This window comes from Spirosoma foliorum, from assembly GCF_014117325.1.
GTDB classification, from domain to species: Bacteria; Bacteroidota; Bacteroidia; order Cytophagales; family Spirosomataceae; genus Spirosoma; species Spirosoma foliorum.
In genome coordinates this window covers 4,037,158-4,056,412 of record NZ_CP059732.1, presented here as the reverse complement: position 1 = coordinate 4,056,412, position 19,255 = coordinate 4,037,158, and the positions used below count along the sequence as shown (strand labels likewise).

Annotated in this window: 15 protein-coding genes; all 15 read right to left on the bottom strand. The window is 47.9% G+C overall.

All coding sequences use genetic code 11. The features are described 5' to 3' along the window. Nucleotides 1-41: 41 nt before the first annotated feature. Nucleotides 42-2,282, bottom strand: a complete 2,241-nt coding sequence (locus H3H32_RS17340; protein ID WP_182463927.1) for a hypothetical protein — start codon at nucleotides 2,280-2,282, stop codon at nucleotides 42-44. Then, nucleotides 2,279-3,472: a BatA domain-containing protein gene (locus H3H32_RS17335; RefSeq protein WP_182463926.1), complete on the bottom strand. Its 1,194-nt coding sequence runs from the start codon at nucleotides 3,470-3,472 to the stop codon at nucleotides 2,279-2,281. The genes H3H32_RS17340 and H3H32_RS17335 overlap by 4 nt, the downstream gene beginning before the upstream one ends. 136 nt (nucleotides 3,473-3,608) lie before the next feature. Further along, a complete protein-coding gene (locus H3H32_RS17330) occupies nucleotides 3,609-4,460 on the bottom strand; it encodes a DUF58 domain-containing protein (protein ID WP_182463925.1) in 852 nt (283 codons plus the stop codon). Between the two features lie 137 nt (nucleotides 4,461-4,597). Continuing rightward, the gene (locus H3H32_RS17325) at nucleotides 4,598-5,587 is read right to left on the bottom strand and encodes an AAA family ATPase (protein WP_182463924.1); all 990 of its coding nucleotides are present in this window, start codon (nucleotides 5,585-5,587) and stop codon (nucleotides 4,598-4,600) included. A gap of 96 nt (nucleotides 5,588-5,683) precedes the next feature. Continuing rightward, a complete protein-coding gene (locus tag H3H32_RS17320; RefSeq protein WP_182464375.1) occupies nucleotides 5,684-6,277 on the bottom strand; it encodes a DUF4159 domain-containing protein in 594 nt (197 codons plus the stop codon). Between the two features lie 203 nt (nucleotides 6,278-6,480). Beyond that, nucleotides 6,481-6,990 (bottom strand): GNAT family N-acetyltransferase, encoded by a 510-nt coding sequence (locus H3H32_RS17315; protein ID WP_182463923.1) that lies wholly within the window; start codon nucleotides 6,988-6,990, stop codon nucleotides 6,481-6,483. 102 nt (nucleotides 6,991-7,092) lie between these two features. Further along, nucleotides 7,093-7,332, bottom strand: coding sequence for a DUF2442 domain-containing protein (locus tag H3H32_RS17310; RefSeq protein ID WP_182463922.1), 240 nt, complete (start codon nucleotides 7,330-7,332; stop codon nucleotides 7,093-7,095). 6 nt (nucleotides 7,333-7,338) lie between these two features. Next, nucleotides 7,339-7,599 carry a DUF4160 domain-containing protein gene (locus H3H32_RS17305; RefSeq protein WP_182463921.1) on the bottom strand — a complete coding sequence of 87 codons (261 nt, stop codon included), beginning with the start codon at nucleotides 7,597-7,599 and terminating at the stop codon, nucleotides 7,339-7,341. 126 nt (nucleotides 7,600-7,725) lie between these two features. Further along, nucleotides 7,726-9,063 (bottom strand): TldD/PmbA family protein, encoded by a 1,338-nt coding sequence (locus H3H32_RS17300; RefSeq protein ID WP_182463920.1) that lies wholly within the window; start codon nucleotides 9,061-9,063, stop codon nucleotides 7,726-7,728. A 109-nt stretch (nucleotides 9,064-9,172) separates the two neighbouring features. Continuing rightward, nucleotides 9,173-10,813, bottom strand: a complete 1,641-nt coding sequence (locus H3H32_RS17295; protein ID WP_182463919.1) for a TldD/PmbA family protein — start codon at nucleotides 10,811-10,813, stop codon at nucleotides 9,173-9,175. A gap of 330 nt (nucleotides 10,814-11,143) precedes the next feature. Then, complete coding sequence (locus tag H3H32_RS17290; RefSeq protein WP_182463918.1) at nucleotides 11,144-12,511, bottom strand: TldD/PmbA family protein; 1,368 nt, start codon at nucleotides 12,509-12,511, stop codon at nucleotides 11,144-11,146. 109 nt (nucleotides 12,512-12,620) lie between these two features. Beyond that, nucleotides 12,621-14,261 (bottom strand): TldD/PmbA family protein, encoded by a 1,641-nt coding sequence (locus H3H32_RS17285; RefSeq protein ID WP_182463917.1) that lies wholly within the window; start codon nucleotides 14,259-14,261, stop codon nucleotides 12,621-12,623. 419 nt (nucleotides 14,262-14,680) lie between these two features. Next, on the bottom strand, nucleotides 14,681-16,042 hold the full coding sequence (locus H3H32_RS17280) for a TldD/PmbA family protein (RefSeq protein WP_182463916.1): 1,362 nt from the start codon (nucleotides 16,040-16,042) through the stop codon (nucleotides 14,681-14,683). A 113-nt stretch (nucleotides 16,043-16,155) separates the two neighbouring features. Next, nucleotides 16,156-17,796, bottom strand: a complete 1,641-nt coding sequence (locus H3H32_RS17275; protein ID WP_182463915.1) for a TldD/PmbA family protein — start codon at nucleotides 17,794-17,796, stop codon at nucleotides 16,156-16,158. A gap of 96 nt (nucleotides 17,797-17,892) precedes the next feature. Beyond that, nucleotides 17,893-19,227 carry a TldD/PmbA family protein gene (locus tag H3H32_RS17270; protein ID WP_182463914.1) on the bottom strand — a complete coding sequence of 445 codons (1,335 nt, stop codon included), beginning with the start codon at nucleotides 19,225-19,227 and terminating at the stop codon, nucleotides 17,893-17,895. Between the last annotated feature and the right edge of the window lie 28 nt (nucleotides 19,228-19,255).

Sequence of the window (19,255 nt, the reverse complement as noted above, 5' to 3'; positions counted from 1 at the left end):
TGGATGGGACACATTATTCATTTTACATTATTCATTATCCATTATTTCAAATGCCGCCAGAAGGCTTGTTGCAATTTACGGTCGCTTACGTACGATGCGCCGGTTCGTTCCGACGCTCCTGTTAAGGCGTATAGCTTTGTTTTTAGTCCTGTTTTCTCTGCTGAAGAAATCGACTTGCCGCCTGCTAATTTCTGAAGTGTAGCCAGCGCCGACCAGTTTTGCAGATTTCCGTTTATCGTAGGATCAGACAGGGCGTTGCTAAGCTGCTGTGTTGTTAGCCGTTGTTGATTGCTGAGTGTTGGTAAATCCAGATAGCCCAGAACGGTGGCTACCAGCGATTCAATTCGTTGCTGGCTGTAGTTACGCTCCTGCTTGAACGCGTCCGTAACGTTTTTGAACTCGCCTGTTAAGCGGGTTTCTTTTTCCTTCGTTTGCGGAGGATCGAATCCTGTTTTCTTCACATACGTCCGGGCTTTCTGCTGCGACAGTTTCAGGAATTTAAGGGCTTCCTGCTCATACGGCAAGGCTTTTTCGGGCTCATACATGCGCAGATGTAATTCCGATTGCCACATATTTTCGAGCGCCGTTTTCAACAATGCCCGCGTCGATTGTTCGTGGAACGTGTTCGTTTCTGCATCGTCGTGGTTATGTACGTATTGCTCCATTAGCGCGGCTAGCGGATCTTTACTATCATCAGCCGCTCCATGACTATGGCCATGATCATGATCGTCGTCGTCGTCATGATGCGCTTGGGCCGGACCGCTGTGATCGCCTTCGCCCTCGTCGTGTTTGTGCATGTACGCGTCGATGGACGCCATGCCTGACACGGGGGCTGCATCGCTATGCGCATGACTATCTCCACCAATGGACTTCTCAAACTCTTCGCCCAGAAACTGGCCATAACGTAGTCGTAAGGCTTTTTGATCGAAGCCAATTTCATTCGACTGGCTTTTGAACGCGTGCGTTGGATTTGACTTGTCCACCATTTTCTTGCGGGTGGCAATCAATTTTTCGGTGTCGATAATAATCTGCCGTTGACTCCGGAAATACTCAGGCATAATGTTCACCGCCATTGTTGCCAATTCACTTTCTTCGACCTTGGTTGTGTCTTTGTAAACGACAAAATAGGTATCTGACTTGGTGAAATTCGGTTCGGGCTGGCGATTGTCGAAAGCGGCCCAGTAATAGTAGAGTTCATCGCCGGGTGTGAAATTGAGCGCTTTCAGATCAATGGCTTTCGTCAGTCGGGCTTCCTTGAAGTTTGTTGGACTGAGCGGGAATTTCATTTCCCGGAACTTTACATTTTCGCCGGAACCTCGCGCAACGGTGGCTACAATAAAGGCTTGCGAAATGCTGAAATCATCGGAAAACTTGGCTCCGATGTTCATTACTTTCGGGTCTTTAAGATAGTGGAACTGATACAATACTTTTGAATCGGGTTCGATCTTAGGAGCTAGGTCTGGCTTGGCTTCAAGTCGGTAAAAATCAGATTGATAAATGACTGAATCTTTGTTTTCAGCCGTTCGCCAGTAGGCTTTGATTGCGTATAACCCCGAGCTAATGAGCCGATCCTGATACGTAAACCCATCACCCGCCTGTTTAAAGGCTAACTCCTGCCCGCGACTACCAACAAGCCGGACGGATACGTGCTGATTATGACTAAATGCTACTTGCCATGTCAGGTTTGACCCAACAATCGACGATGCGTTTAGATTTGTTGAGTTTGTTTCGGGCAACCGTGTATAAGCTGGTGGTTGAATTCGTAGACTTGCCGACTCGAAGGTGGGCGGAGCAGGTTTACTTTCTGGTATAATGGTCGCCAGAAATCCACTCTTTTTAGGGCCCGATTTTGGCCCGTTTTTCAACATCGGAAAACCGATATAAACAGCCAGCGCACCCAAAAGAAACAGGCCATATACCCCTGCTTTCGACAAGACGACAACTGGTACCTGAACATGTTGAATTTGCTGATTCAAGCGGTCAAGCTGGAGTTGCTCGGCCAGATTGAGCTGAGGCTTGGTTAACAGGGGCAGGCTGTATTCGGTATCACCGACCGTCTGGTGAATAAGCCGAATGGCAACGGGCTTTTTGTCCTGATAGAGTTTGTTGAGGACGGCCCCGATCCCAAACCCAACCAGACCTGCTGCAATAGGCCAAATAGACGGTCCGGTAAACGTGACTGTCAGCAAATAGGCCGAAGTGGCCAGCAGAAGACAACGCAGCAGGGCGTTGGCATACAACTGGTACGTGACCGACGAGATAAGGCGTTTCAGTTCGTTCATGCGTTTTTAGTCAAAGCAAGCCAGCGTTCGAGTAATACTAAAACGATAAACAACAGAAGTAGTGCGTTTTGAAGGCTCGCATGTTGTTCCGTTGTTGGTTTGGTTGAGGGTATAAATAATGTCTTCAAGTCACTGTGAGTCAGTGGCTGTGCCGTTGCTATCACGTTATAGTGCTGTAGTAACTGTTCGCCCAGCCATTCGGGTAGCTGCCCATTTTCAACACGCTCAGATGTTTGAGGTGTTAGAGTTTCGTTGGTCAAAATGACGTTAGAAAAGGCGGTAGGTTGCACGTTCCCAGAGACGATAAACAACGTTTGTGGCGATGACTTTGCGGGCACTTGATCGCTGAGTACCCAGTCGTATACCTGATTAGGGCTTTGTTTGTCGTCAATTACCAAATCCAGGCCATATACATCGGTCAGGGCAGCAAGAGCAGCCGCAACCGTTTGTTTTTCGTGTGCGTTACGATAGCTCAGTAGCGTTCGGATGGGTCCTGAATGCGTAGGCTCCGATTGGAATTTTAACGAAGGGTCCAGCGAAGGACTGCTCGTTAGTTTACCTGTTCGATTGATAAATAGTTTTTTGCTGTCTTTTAGAAGCAGGTAAGCACGAGGCTGACTTGTCGAATCAGGTATACTGTGCAATTGAAACCGCGCCGGAACCGAAATGGCCGGAACCTCAGCAAGCGCCTGATTATTACCGATATAAAGATGTAGTTCGTTATGTTGTACATCCAGCTGATTAATAGCTGTTTGCAACCGTAACGGGTCAAGCTCGGTTACGTTAGAAAAGTTGTAGGACTTGCCATCCATTTTTTCCAGATGTTCATCCGCCCAAACAACCTTTTCGCCTTTCTTGACTGCTTCCGTTAGCTCAAACTTGAAATTATCAGCAACTGCTGAACTAGGTTGTACTAAATGGATTTTCTGGACTTCTGATGGCTTTGTAAACCAGTTCAGAAGCGGCTGGGCAAGTAAAATAGCCAGTAAAATGAGGAGCAAACACCGAACAATCAGTAGTAAAACGTTATCAAGCTGAAGCCCCCTACTTTGTTGCTGTTGTTTTTCGACAAGCCATTGCGTAGCCGCCCAAGGCAAGGGTTTGCCATGCTTCTGATGCCAGAAGTGGATGATGACCGGAATAATAACGGCCAACGCACCCCACAGGAAAAGTGGCTCAACAAAGGGCATAAATGTGTGTTTGGTTTATGTTGGTATTGGGTTTATGGTTTTCGGTATTCAGTTTACGGTTGGCTGAGGCACGTCTAGCTAACGCGTCAGCCAACCGTAAACTGAATACCGAAAACCTAATACTATAAACCTATTTTCAACTTGTCAAAAACTGTTTCAAAACAATGGCTATCGGATCGCTTAAGCGAACGCGAATCAGCCGGACATGCGGGATGCGGAGACTGACGTCCAAATTGGACAGATAATCTGTTGCTCGCTGGCGAACGGTATCCCGAATGGCATCGGCTTGTAGTTCAATTTCTTTTCCTGATTCCAGATCCTGAAACCGGTAGAATCCACTGATCGAAAAATCGACTTCCTGATCGCCCAGGAGCTGAAAAATGACAATTTCCCGTCGAGGTCCGGCCACTTTTTGAATCAGATTCACCCACTCATCATTCACCTGGAGAAAGTCGGAAACAATAACGAGCATCTCACTTTGCTTACGACTGAACTCCGGGAATGAAGTGGCCGTGCTCGTCCATGGGCCGTTTGCCTGGGCGGCTTCAAGCGTTGCTACGAGTTTTAGAAAAGCCTGTTTGCCCGCCGGAACCAGCGTATGTATCGCGCCATCCTTCAAACTGTACAGGCTTATCTGATCGCTCTGTCGATTGGCCAGATAGGCCAGCGAAGCCAGCAGAATTTTAGCGTATTGCAATCTACTGATGCCCGCTTCCGTGTAGTTCATCGAGCCCGACAAATCAATCACAAAGCGAATCTGCTGGTTACTTTCCGTCGCCGATTCGCGAACCAGGTATTGATTCGACTTCGCAAATAATTTCCAGTCTATCCGTTTCGGATCATCGCCCGGTGTATAATGCCGGAATTGTTCGAACTCAGTTCCAATACCCGATCGCTGGCTGGCCTGAATACCCAATAACGACTCATCGCTGACTAATTTTCCAGCCAGTTGCAGATTATTGAGCTTGATGAGATCAGTTGTGAGCATAATTATACGGTACGTGGTTTACAGTATGCGGTTTATGGTTTACGGCGGTTCGTGGCTACGGAAGCTATGCGAGAATATGCGGGCTTCAACCACCGTAAACTGTAAACCATAAACCGCATACTGTAAACCGTAAATCTTTACGCCAGTCTAAGCTCCGTTAATAATTGCTTGATCACCTTGTCGGTCGTGATACCTTCGGCTTCGGCACGGAAATTAAGGGCAATGCGGTGACGTAGAATGGGATAAGCCAACGACTGGATATCGTCGGGAATAACCGAAAAACGTTCGTTGAGCACCGCACGGGCTTTTGCGCACAACACCAGCGCCTGTCCGGCACGAGGCCCAGCCCCCCATTGGCACCACTGTTTTACGTACGACGAAGGAGAACCATCGGGACGGGTAGCCCGCACGAGTTTATTGATGTAGCTAATCAGTTCATCGCTGATATGTACTTCGCGAGTCAGTTTTTGCAGTTGAATAATATCCTCATCCGAAAGTACCGTTTTCAACTCAGGACGAGCAGTGCCTGTCGTGCTTTTCAGGACGTTTAATTCCTCTAGCTCACCGGGATAGCTAAGTTTGATGTACAGCAGAAAGCGGTCTAACTGGGCTTCGGGTAGGGGATAAGTACCGGCCTGTTCGATTGGGTTTTGCGTCGCAATAATCAGGAAAGGCTTCGGCAAGGGATAGTTTTTGCCACCATAAGTAACCTTATACTCCTGCATGGCTTCGAGCATTGCCGCCTGTGTTTTAGGCGGAGTCCGGTTGATCTCATCGGCCAGTACGACGTTGGCAAAAATTGGCCCCTGATTGAAGACGAAGACTTTATGGCCCGTTTCCAGATCGTCTTCCAGAATCTCCGTCCCGACAATGTCACCGGGCATCAGATCGGGCGTGAACTGAATACGCTTGAAACGCATGGCCAGGGCATCCGACATGGTTTTTACCATCAGTGTCTTCGCAAGTCCAGGAACACCTTCCAGTAAGCAATGGCCACCCGCCAGAAGCGAGATCAAAACCTCACCAATGGCATCTTCCTGTCCAATAATGACCTTTCCAATTTCTTTTCGTAGCTGAGGCAGCTTTGCCACCAGCGCTTTGTAGTGAGTTAAGTCTGTTGATTCCAACTTGCTATGTGTATCAGGTTGTATGAAGTGATGTATGATATAAGATGTATGAAGTATGGTTGTCAATACATCATAGATCATACATCCTATATAAACTCATGCTGTTAATGCGTATGTCACAATATTGACTCCGAATTTAGTGTTGTCTTCGGCCAGAAAACGCTTGTTTCGGAAGTCGTAATCCCACTCGCAACCGTAATCTTTGTTGCTATACAGAACGCCAATTCGACCATTTATCATGATGGCTTTCAGGTAATCATGCACCAAATCATCGCCCCAGCCATTCAACTCAAACGAGGTTGTGGGCGGGCCTTCTGGAAACTTAAAAAAGCAGGTATAGATGGGGTGTGAATTAGGTATTTTCTGCAAGGCTTTCGGTCCAAATGTACGGGCCATTTCCTGCTCAAATGACTTGGCAAAAAGGCCGTCGACATCGTGGTTGCAATCGTCGACAAAGACGAAGCCACCGTTCTGGACATAGCGCTTGAAGTGGTCACGCTCCTGTGCCGAAAATTCAACCAGTTTGTGTCCGCTGAGGTAGCAAAACGGGCTTTTGAACAGGTCTGGACTGCTCAGCTGCACCACTTTTTCTTTCTGATCAACCGGCAAAGTTGTGTACTCCACCAGCGAGTGCATCAGGTTCGATGGCATCCGCTGGTCCGTTTCCCAGTCACCAGAAGTGTATTGGATTCGAGTGAAAAAAAAAAGGTTTCAAGCGCGTTTGTTGATGATGAAAGTATGCCAGTATAAATACTGTCAGTTGTTAATCAATCTGCCGATATTACTATTAGCAGTTAATATTATATTCATTTTAGGGGCTGTTTGTAAAACGTGGATAAACAGCTCAAAACCTACATTTTATGCTTAAAAATACATGTTTTGCCGTTAAATAACTAAGGATTTAGCGGTTTTTCCATCACAAAATCTTCCATAAGGAAGCCATCGCCAATATCGATGTCTTCGGTACCAACTACCGAAAATCCCATTCGCTCGTAGAACTGAATAGCCTTATTATACCGATTGACGTTTAAGCCCAGATGGGTATTGTGATGAGCCGTAGCAATGTGGCCAACCTGATCGATCAATAATCGGCCAACGCCCTTGCCCTGGCTGGCTGGGAGTAAATAAATTTTGTGGATTTTGGTGAGGGGCTTACCAGTGTAATCTAACTCGTAAGAAACATAGCCAAGATACTCAGTGCTATCGGTGTTTTTCGCGATCAAGAAAACGTGCTTTTTTTCGTTGATCTGGGTAGTTAGTGCATCCTGGCTATACATCATTTCGAGCATGTAGCTAATCTGATCGGGCGACAAAATTTCTCCAAACGTATTGGGCCAGGTCTGATAGGCAATGTCGCGAATGAGGGGTAAGTCTTGTTCGGTGGCTTGGATAATGGTGATCATTGGAGAATACCATTGTTGGTTTCTGTAGTCAATTGAATTGCCTCAAGAATCTGTTCTTTAGTCATTCGTGCCAAAAGCTGGTAGCTTCCTTAAAATGAATAATCAACTGACTGGCTTGCTATCTAAGTAAAGCGTATCCGGATCCAAGTCAAGGTCATTAGGCCAAACAATTGATCCATTGAAAGCCCTGATCCCATTAAATAAAGAGGTGTCCTGTAATTCCTGAAAAATACCAATGGACAGGTATGGCTTTACGTCAAATAGCCTACGTTCTTTATTTGTAAATTGAAGTTCAAGACAGTAATTATCAAGAGGCTTTACAGCTGTCACACGAGGGTTCATGCTTATTTATTTTAAAGGGTCGATGGGGAATATTCGCTGCCCGTTAATGGCTAATTGCCAATCGGCCATGAGATTTTCTTCGATCCAGGCATCAACTAATTTTATTTTCCCTTTCGGTAGCTTGCCTTCCAGGAGCTCGCCACTTTCTATCGCGAAAACGGCTTCCATTTCATCATAACGAACATGAATATGGGGCAGATGGTGTTGTTTATTATCAAGATAGTATAGACTGACAATCAGCCCGTAAAACATTGATATAACCGGCATAAATAGATAATTCAGTAGTATAGAAGAATTTGACCTTTAGGCGAAACTATACTTACTTGACTATAAAGATAGCTAAAAGAAAAATTGGGTAGCCCAGTCAGATATTGACCAGACTACCCAATAAATTTACACTGCATCCGACAAACTCGTAAACGTAAACTCTCGAATTTTCATCGGCGGCACGAGGTAGTTGCGATCGGTTTCGGTACTGACTACCCGCTCCGGTTTGCCCAATGATTCGAGGTTGTTGAGCATGATGATCGGGCTTTCGTTGAACCGGAAATTCTTGATCGGATGCTTGATCTTGCCGTTTTCAATGTAGAACGTCCCGTCGCGGGTAAGGCCGGTGAGCAGGATGGTCTGCGGATCAACTTCCCGAATGTACCAGAGTTTCGTGACGAGAATGCCGCGCTGAGTACTCTTGATCATGTCTTCTAAGGATGAATTACCCCCCATCATGATCATGTTATTCGGGTAAGGAATGGCTTTTTTGCCCTGTTTCTGCGCCCAATACCGTTCGTAAGACAGATTTTTGACAACGCCTTTTTCAATCCACATCATCTTTTCCTGTGGACGGCCATCCCCTGACCAGGGCGATGCGGGTAATTCTGGATTCGTAGGATCGGAGTAGATCGTAACCCGTTCGTCCACAATCTTGTCCCCGATTCGAGATTTGCCTCCTGCCTTGCTGAAATACGACCGCCCTTCGTCGGCGGAGCGAGCATCCATGTTGAAATAGATGTTTTCGAGCAAGACAACAGCGGCTGTTGGTTCCAGAATTACCGTGTATTTACCAGGCTCAATGGCCCGCGCTTCGGCAGAACCCTGCGCCTTCTGGATTGCAATACGCGTTGCGGCTGCAGTATCCAGCTTGGAAAAATCGCTATAGCCCCTTGCTACATAACCCGACCCTTTTCCATCAGGTGTACGGACGGTTAAGGAGAAATTGACGCTGGTACTTGGGTAGTAAGCAAACAGGCCTTTGGAATTCATCATGGCATTGTAGCCATAATTGTCCTGCAAAAAGCCAGCAGCCGTTAAGTTCTTTTCCCGCGAGAGTTGCAGACTTTTATCAACTGCAGTGGCACGGGTATCGGGTGTAATTTTGGCGGTTGAATCAAAGAAACCACTCGATTTTACATATTGCTGGGGTCCTAAGATGCCTACATATTCAGGGTTTTCGGGCGCGAGTTTGGCTAACTCTTCGGACCGGCGTACCACTTTTTCGAGCGATGCATCATCGAATTCGTCGATGGTTGCGGTGCCAACGCGTTTGCCGTAGGCCGATTGTACGACTAAATTTTTATTGATAAGCGAGCCGCTGGTTGAGACTTCGTTACGGGCGTAACGGAGGTTTCCCCGTTCTTCGCCCAGGAGGTTCACTTCGCACTCGTCGGCTTTCGAGTAGCTGAGAACTTTGGTGAGCAGTGCTTTCGCTTCTGCTTCAGTAAGGATGATGGCCATATTGATTTACGAATTACGGTTTACGAATTACGATTTGTGACGAATGATAAAATGAATTGCTGAGGCTCATTTATGATTCGTAAATCGTAATTCGCACATCGTAAATGAATTAGATTTTCCGGGCTGTATTGATCACATTGACACCATTGAAGCGGGCGGTGCTGCTACCGTGCGAAACGGCACTCGATTGCGGAGGCTGACCTTTTCCGTCGAAGAAGGACCCGCCGAGCCGGTAATCGTTCTCGTCGCAGACGGCAACGCATGAGTTCCAGAACTCCTGGGTGTTCGATTGATAGGCTACGTCTTTGAGCATGCCCGCAATCTGACCGTCTTTGATTTCATAGAACAACTGACCGCCGAACTGGAAGTTGTAGCGTTGCTGATCGATCGAGAACGAACCATCACCAATGATGTAAATGCCTTTTTTGACATCCTTAATCATATCCTGAACCGATAAGGGCGTTTTGCCAGCGGCCAGCGATACGTTGGCCATGCGTTGAAACTGCACCGAACTCCAGCTATCGGCATAGCAGCAGCCTTGTGATTCTTTCTCACCAATGATGTGCACCTGATCCCGAATAGCCTGGTAGTTCACCAGCGTGCCATCTTTAACCAAATCCCATTTTTTAGTGGCAACGCCTTCATCGTCATAACCAACCGCACCCAATGAACCAACTTGAGTTTTGTCGGCAATCAGGTTCACTTGTTTACTGCCGTAGTTGAAATTCTTCGATTGCCATTTATCCAGCGTAGCGAAGCTGGTTCCGGCAAAATTGGCTTCGTAGCCTAATACGCGGTCGAGTTCAAGGGGGTGACCTACTGATTCGTGGATGGTGAGCCAGAGGTGTGAGGGATCGAGTACAAGGTCATATTTACCGGCTTCAACCGACTTCGCCGTATGTTTGGCCCGCGCTTGTTTGGCGGCTGCGGTCACATCTTCGAGCATATCATAGCCCTTGTTGTAGCGAGTAGTGATACCCGTTACTTTGTCGGCGGGATTTACTTGCAGATAATCATAGCCCATGCCCATGGGCGCACTCAGGGCATTTCGGGTTTCAAATTTTCCGCTTTTCGGATCAATGGCTGTCACGTTGAAAATTGGCCAGATCCGGTGAATATCCTGATCGGCATAAGTGCCATCGGTCGAGGCAAAGTATTTCTGCTCGTTAACCATGAACAGAACGGAATTGACGTAGTTAGCCCCGTTTTTTAGCGCGGCATCATTGACCGAAAGCAGTAAATCAACCTTTTCTTTGATGGGCACTTCGAACGCATTGCGTTTGATAGGTGCTTTCCAGCTTACTTCGCCATAGCCTTTTTGAGCAGCGAGTTGAACGGGTTGCTTCATCAGTTTGGCATTTGCTTTCGCAATAGCCACTGCTTTTTCGGCCGCCTGAGCGGTGTCGGCTTCACTTTTGGCGTCAACTACGGCAGCAAAACCCCAACAGCCATCGGCAATGACGCGAACGCCAACTCCGTATGACTCAGTGTTTACGATGTTCTGCACCTTGTCTTCACGCGTGATAACGTACTGGTTCAGATAGCGCCCAATCCGAACATCGGCGTAGCTGGCACCTTTACTTTTGGCCGCATTCATGGCCGCATCGGCCAAACGTTTTTTTACGGCTACATCCAGGCCCGGTTCCAACAGTACTTCGGGACTGACGGTACGAGAAAAAGCGGGCGGTTTAGGCAACAGGATACCAGCGGTTCCCATGCCAATAAGTTGGTTGAAATCTCGACGATTCAATGTTTGGTTCTCCTATTTATTGAATTAAGTGAAGCGTAATTAAAAGCACGGCCAAGATACAGGTTAACGCCTGAAATCTAGAATTTAACATCATAATTCACGCCAATCACCAATAGTTATTGATGAATTGCGAATAAAAGCCAAATCATTAAAAGTTGCCCGACTTAATTTTTGGATGGTAAAAGATTAATTTAAACGGTAATCCAAGGCAAAAAATAAAGGAGCCACACCAGTAGTATGTCTCCCTTGTCCTTGAAAAGATTAACTACAGAGGCACAGAGAACACAGATATCTTTCTACTAGTTGTTCTCCGTACCTCTGTAGTTAAATTTAAACCGCGTCTGATAAACTTGTGAACGTAAAGTCGCGGGCTTTTACGGGTGGGATCAGGTTGCCCCCCACTCGTATTGGGGCACCCAGGGCTTCCACATTATTCAGGACAATGACCGCACTTTCGTTGAAGCGGAAGTTCTTGATTGGGAACTTGATCTGCCCATTTTCGATGTAAAACGTCCCATCGCGAGTGAGGCCCGTTTGTAACAACGTTTTGGGGTCGACCATCCGAACGTACCACAAACGGGTTACCAGAATACCCTTATCCGTGCTTTTGATCAAATCGGCCAGCGATTGATTACCACCTGCCATAATGAAACCTGTAGGCGGAGGTACCGCTTTAACGCCCTTCTTATCGGCCCAGAAACGGGAATAGCTCATATTTTTGACTACCCCGTTTTCAAACCACGTTATTTTTTCTTGTGGACGTCCGTCACTAACGGCACCCCCTCCACCGAGAAAGGAACCTGTACGATTCCGGCCTTCGCCAGCAAAGGGTTCACTGGGGGCTTCCAGGTTCATTGGATCAGAATAAATGGTGACACGTTCATCCAGCATTTTTTCGCCCAGACGAGTACCGCCCCCTTTTTTGCTAAGGAAACTCCGGCCTTCGTCGGCCAGCCGGGTATCCATGCCGCCCATCATACTCTGTAATAAAGTACCCATTGCGGTAGGTTCCAGAATTACGGTATACTTGCCTGGTTCTAAGGCTCGTGCGTTCGTCGAGGCCAATGCTTTCTGCATGGCAATACCTGTTACCGAGCGGGTCTTTAGTTTCGAGATGTCGTTGAAATCGCGGGTGACATAGCCCGAGCCAGTGGCATCGGCTGTTCGGACGGTAACGGAAAAGTCGACCGACGTGGCTTTATTGTATCCAAACAATCCCTTGCTATTCGCGATAGCCGAAAAGCCCGCCGAGTCCTGCATGAATCCTGCTGCACTCAGATTTTTTTGTTCGCAGGCGTCAACGCTGTCAAAAGCGACCTGAGCCCGGTATTCAGCGTCCATCTTGGCCGTATTTTCGGAATACATGGGCGTTTCAAGATAGGTCTGCGGCCCAATCATGGGCATATATTCGGAGTTTTCGGGGGCTAGACGGGCAATTTCCTCGGCCCGCCGAACGGTTCGTTCAATAGCCTTATCGTTGAACTCGTTGATGGTTGCCGAACCCATCCGTTTGCCGATTCCAGCTGTGATTAACAGCGACATGTTGTCGAATTCACCACCGGAGGAGACGCTATTTAGAGCATAGCGAATATTACTCGTTCGGCCTCCGCCCAGGCTGACACTCATTTCGTCGGCTTTAGAAAAAGACAACGCTTTATCCAGAATTTTCTTTGCTTCTTCTTTAGATATGATGGCCATAAAGAGTTTTCGGTTTGTGGTTTACGGTTTTCAGTTTATGGTTGGTTGATGCATGAGTTACAGACGCGTAAGCTCCCCGTAAACCATAAACCGAAAACCGTAAACAATTTTATATTTTCCGTCCCGTGTTGAGTACGTTTACGCCGTTGAAGCGTGCTGTTGAGCTGCCGTGCGACACCGAGTTGATTTGAGCGGGCTGACCTTTGCCGTCGAAGAAAGTGCCCCCCATACGGTAGTCGCGTTCGTCGCATACTTTTACGCAGGAGTTCCAGAATTCCTGTGTATTGGACTGGTAAGCCACATCCCGAAGCATTCCGACAATTTGGCCATCCTTGATTTCGTAGAATAACTGACCGCCAAACTGGAAGTTATACCGCTGTTGGTCAATGGAATAGGAGCCGTCGCCGATGATGTAAATGCCTTTTTTGACATCCTTGATCATCTCATCGACTGAAAGTCGCTCTTTACCCGGTGCCAATGAAATATTCGCCATGCGCTGGAACTGAACGGTGCTCCAGCTATCGGCATAGCAACACCCCTGCGACTCGGTTTCGCCCAGCATATGAACCTGGTCGCGGATGGCTTGATAGTTGACCAGAATGCCGTCCTTAATAATATCCCATTTCTTGGTTTTTACGCCTTCGTCATCCCAACCTACGTCGCCCAGCGAGCCCGGTTGCGTTTTGTCGGCGAAGAAATTGACGACCGGACTACCGTAATTGAAGTTTTTGGACTTCCATTTATCGATGGTGGCAAATGAAGTTCCGGCCAGATTCGCTTCATAGCCCAATACCCGATCCAGCTCGGTCGCGTGTCCAACTGATTCGTGAATCGTTAAATAGGTATGCGATGGGTCGAGTACTAAATCCCATTTGCCGGGTTCTACAGTCTTGGCCTTTAGCTTCAGGCGAGCCTGTTTAGCGGCTGCTTCGGCATCTTCAAGCATATCGTAGCCCTGATTGTAGCGAGTTGTCACGCCAGTCAACCGATCGGGAGGGGCTGTTTGGAGGTAATCGTAGCTTCGACCCATTGGCGCGCTTAGGGAATCGCGGGTTGCCATAAGACCGCTTGCTTTGTCGACCGCCGTAACGGTGAAATTGGGCCAGATCCGATGAACATCCTGATCAATATAGGAGCCATCGGTCGAAGCAAAATATTTCTGTTCATTGATCATGAACAAGGTATTGTTGATAAAGCTAGCCCCATTTTGCATGGCGATACCATTGGCTGTCAACAACAATTCCACTTTCTCTTTAACCGGAATTTCAAACGAATTCTTCTCGACTTTCGTCTTCCAAGAGACCTCGCCAAAGCCTTTCTGCGGGGCCAGTTGAATTGGTTTTTTCATGAGCCTGGAATGGGCTTTCGCAAAAGCGACCGCTTTTTCGGCGGTTCGGGCTACATCTTCCTCGCTTTGCGTATCGCCAATAGCGGCAAATCCCCAGCATCCATTGGCAATTACCCGAACGCCCACGCCAAACGACTCCGTGTTAATGATGTTCTGCACTTTGTCTTCTCGGGTCATCACGTACTGATTCAGGTAGCGACCAATACGAACATCGGCATAAGTTGCTCCTTTCGCGGTGGCAGCGTGTAAACCAGCGTCGGCGAGCCGTTTCTTAATGGCGATATCCAGGCCGGGTTCCAGTAATTCTTCGGCGGTGACAGTGCGAGCGAGGGCTGGTATTTTGGGCATGAAAAGCCCGGCAGCACCTAGCCCCAAGGTTTGAGTAAAGTCTCGACGATTCAAGTTGTATTTCTCCTATATGGTTAAATTGAGCAAAAACGAGTAGTCGACTTTAGTAGCAATGGAAGTGGAGAGATGTAGGCGATTTATTTTAAAATCGATTTAAATTATGAAATTAAATACCTATAAAAAATAAATTTCATATAATTAATTTTGAATTAATGTATATAGTCAACTAATTATTTGTTAATTGATAAAACAGGGGAAATTAGTTGTAAAACTCAACTGAACGGCAGTTTATGGCCGCTCGAATTAAGGGTTATCTGACGTAACGTGTTTATGTATAGGTAATTACTTAGCGCCTATATCGGGGACACGAAACGAGGATACGACCAGAGTTTAGCCCAGACAAAAACAAAAAAGCGAAGGCCGTTATCTCCCGATAATGGCCTTCGCTTTTGTACAAAATGAATCAACTAAATCTACACGGCATCTGACAGGCTCGTGAACGTAAAGTCCCGAATCTTCATGGGTGGGATCAAATTACCACCTGCCCGAACGGGTTTGCCCAAGGCTTCTACGTTGTTGAGCATTATAACCGGACTTTCGTTGAACCGGAAATTCTTGATCGGGAACTTGATCTGACCGTTTTCGATGTAGAACGTCCCATCGCGGGTAAGGCCCGTGTACAATTGCGTTTGTGGGTCAACAGCGCGGATGTACCAGAACCGGGTTACCAGAATGCCTTTATCTGTGCTCTTGATCAGGTCGGCCAATGATTGGGTACCACCCAGCATGATGAAACCGCCCGGTGCCGGAATTGGCTTAACACCTTTCTTATCAGCCCAGTAGCGAGAATAGTACATGTTCTTAACAACACCATTCTCAATCCAGGTCCGTTTTTCCTGGGGCAGACCATCGCCACCACCGCCACCAAAGCGGCCCTGGCCACCGCCACCACCTCCTCCGCCAAATGGCGATAGGGGTAATTCGGGATTCATTGGGTCGGAGATGAAGGTAACACGCTCATCGAAGAGTTTTTCACCCAGACGAGTGCCGCCCCCTTTCTTGCTCAGGAAGCTCCGGCCTTCGTCGGCATTCCGGGCATCCATGCTCCGCATCATATTCTGGAGTAATTCCACCGAAGCGGTTGGTTCCAGAATAACCGTGTATTTACCCGGCTCCAACGCCCGTGCACTTGCCGATGCCAATGCTTTTTGCATGGCAATTTCGGTGGTTACTTTGGTATTGAGCTTGCTAACGTCGTTTACATCTGGGTTAGCATAACCTGAACCCAGGCCGTCGGCGGTACGGACAGTAATGGAAAAATCGACTCCTGTAGACCGATTGTACCCGAATAACCCCTTACTGTTGCCGATGCAGGCGAAGCCAGTGGTGTCTTCCATATAACCCGCAGCCGTCAGATTTTTCTTTTTACAAGGATCAATGCTATCGAAGGCAGCTTTGGCCCGGAACTCAGGGTCAATTTTAGCCGTGCTCTCCGAGTACGTTCCCGTCTCCAGATACGTCTGAGGTCCCAGCATAGGCATGTACTCTGGGTTTTCGGGGGCTAGTTTGGCAATTTCTTCGGCCCGCCGAACGGTCTTTTCCAGCGATGCGTCATCAAACTCGTTGATGGTTGCCGTGCCCGAACGCTTGCCATATACGGCGGTGACTGCCAGCGACAAGTTGTCCGATTCGCCACTGGTCGAAACCGAGTTGCGCGCGTAACGAATGTTACCTGTCCGGTTTCCGTTCAGGCTGACACTCATTTCGTCGGCTTTCGAATAAGCCAGTACTTTATCGACTATTTTTTTTGCTTCTTCTTTCGTTAAGATGGCCATAATGATTTACGAATTACGGTTTACGAATTGCGAGTTTCGCATACGATGTATCTACTTGTGAGTTCATGATTGCCCTATTAAATCGAACATCGTAATGCGTACATCGTAAATCCTTATATTTTTCTTGCTGTATTGATCACGTTAACACCGTTGAAACGCGCTGTTGCACTGCCGTGCGATACCGCGCTCGATTGTGGTGGCTGACCTTTTCCATCGTTAAAGGCACCACCAAGGCGGTAATCGCTCTGGTCGCATACAGCTACGCAGGAATTCCAGAATTCGCGTGTGTTCGCCTGATAGGCCACATCTTTCAGCATACCAACGATCTGGCCATCTTTGATTTCGTAGAATAATTGACCGCCGAACTGGAAGTTATAGCGTTGTTGGTCAATGGAGAACGAACCGTCGCCGATGATGTAAATGCCTTTTTTTACATCCTTAATCATCTCATCAACCGAAAGCTTTTTCTTACCCGCTTCCAACGATACGTTAGCCATACGCTGGAATTGCACTGAACTCCAGTTATCGGCGTAGCAGCAACCCTGCGATTCTTTCTCGCCAATGATGTGCACCTGATCGCGAATGGCCTGGTAGTTGACCAAAATGCCATCTCTGACCAGATCCCATTTCTTGGTTTTCACCCCTTCATCATCCCAGCCAACTGCACCCAGCGAGTATTCCTGCGTTTTGTCGGCCACCAGATTTACTTCTTTGCTACCGTAGTTGAAGGTTTTCGTTTGCCACTTATCGAGGGTAGCGAAGCTGGTTCCGGCATAGTTGGCTTCGTAGCCCAATACACGGTCGAGTTCGAGCGGGTGACCTACGGATTCGTGAATGGTTAACCACAAGTGGGATGGGTCAAGAACAAGATCATACTTACCCGCTTCAACCGACTTCGCTGTCAGTTTGTCTTTGGCTTGTTTGGCGGCTGCGGTAATGTCTTCGAGCATGTCATAACCCTTGTTATAGCGAGTCGTAACACCGGTTTGCTTGTCGGCAGGGTTTACTTGTAAGTAATCATAGCCCATACCCATTGGCGAACTCAACGAATTACGCGTCGAGAACTTTCCACTTTGTGCATCAACGGCAGTTACAGTGAAACTTGGTCCAATCCGGTGAATATCCTGATCGGCATAGGTGCCGTCTGTTGAGGCAAAATACTTCTGCTCGTTAACCTGGAACAGCACGTTGTTCACGAAATTGGCACCGTTTTGCATAGCCGCAGCGTTGCAGGAGAGCAACAAATCGACTTTTTCCTTAACCGGAACTTCAAAGGCGTTTCGTTTGATGGGCGCTTTCCAGCTTACTTCGCCGAAGCCTTTCTGTGGGGCTAATTGCACCGGCTCGGTTAGCAGTCGAGCATTCGCTTTTGCAATAGATACGGCTGTTTTAGCTGCTTTCGCGACAACAGATTCATCGCGGGCATCGCCTACTGAAGCAAAGCCCCAGCAACCGTTGACAATAACACGAATCCCAACGCCGAATGATTCGGAATTGATAATACCCTGCACCTTGTTTTCACGGGTCAGAACAAACTGATTCAGGTAGCGACCAATACGCACATCGGCGTAGGTGGCTCCCATTGATTTAGCTGCGTTCAGAGCGGCATCGGCCAGGCGTTTCTTTACAGCCACATCCAGGCCTGGTTCCAGCAGGGCCTCGGCAGATACAGTACGGGAAAAAGCAGGAAGGGAAGGCATCATAATGCCTGCGGCTCCCATGCCCAATAGTTGGTTAAAATCGCGACGATTCATGTGTTTTTAGTCGATAGTAAGTAGTCGGTAGTCGTAAGCTGAAAAAGTGCCAATCAATAGTCTTTCTAGCAACTATTGACTGACGACTAACGACTTTTATACGGCGTCTGATAAGCTGGTGAAGGTGAAGTCTCTGATTTTCAAGGGGGGGACTAAATTTCCTCCGATTCGAACGGGTTTACCCATGGCTTCGAGGTTGTTGAGCATGATGACCGGGCTTTCGTTGAAGCGGAAATTCTTGACCGGAAACTTAATCTGACCGTTTTCAATGTAGAACGTCCCGTCGCGGGTCAGGCCCGTATAGAGTAACGTCTGTGGATCGACTGGACGGATGTACCAAAGGCGAGTAACCAGAATCCCTTTCTCCGTGCTTTTGATCATATCGGCCAGCGATTGCGTACCGCCTTCCATAATGAAGTTACCGCCCGCGGGAGTGGCATGTACACCTTTCTTCTCGGCCCAATAACGGGAGTAAGGCATGTTTTTTACGACTCCTTTTTCAATCCAGGTTACTTTTTCCTGCGGACGCCCATCGCCACTGAATGCACCGTTCGGTACTTCGAGATTGGTAGGGTCAGAATAGATCGTAACGCGTTCATCGAAAAGTTTTTCGCCCAGACGAGTGCCACCACCTTTCTTGCTCAAAAAGGAACGGCCTTCATCGGCATTCCGCGCATCCATCGACCGAACCAAGGCAACCATCAGCGATGCATCGACGTTTGAAACAAGCGCTGCCGGTTCCAGAATAACCGTGTATTTGCCCGGTTCCAATGCTCGTGCGCTCGACGATGCCATTGCCTTCTGCATAGCAATTTCGGTCATGTTTTTCGTGCTAAGCTTCGATACGTCGGTTACGTCCTGCGTAGCGTAGCCAGAACCCATGCCGTCGGCTGTGCGCACGGTAATCGAAAACTCAACCGAGGTTTCCCGGTTGTACGCAAAGAGCCCTTTGGTATTCCCGATGGCATTGAACCGGGTTGAGTCCTCCATATAACCCGCAGCCGTCAGGTTCTTTTTCCGGCAGGGATCAAGACTTTCGAAGGTTGCCTGAGCCCGAAAGTTCGGGTCCATTTTGGCGGTATTTTCGGAATAAGGGTCCGTATTCAGGTACGTCTGAGGCCCCAACATAGGCATATACTCCGGGTTTTCGGGAGCTAGTTTGGCAATTTCTTCGGCCCGTCGAACGGTCTTTTCCAGCGATGCGTCATCAAATTCATTGATGGTCGCTGTACCGGAGCGTTTTCCGTAAACTGAGGTTACGCCTAGCGACAAGTTAGTGCTTTCGCCACTGGTCGAAACCGAGTTACGTGCATATCGGATATTTCCTGTACGCCCACCCGACAAGTTGACACTCATCTCATCGGACTTCGAGTACGAGAGCACCTTGTCAATTATCTTCTTTGCTTCTTCTTTGGTTAGGATGATTGCCATATTGATTTGCGAATTACGGTTTACGAGT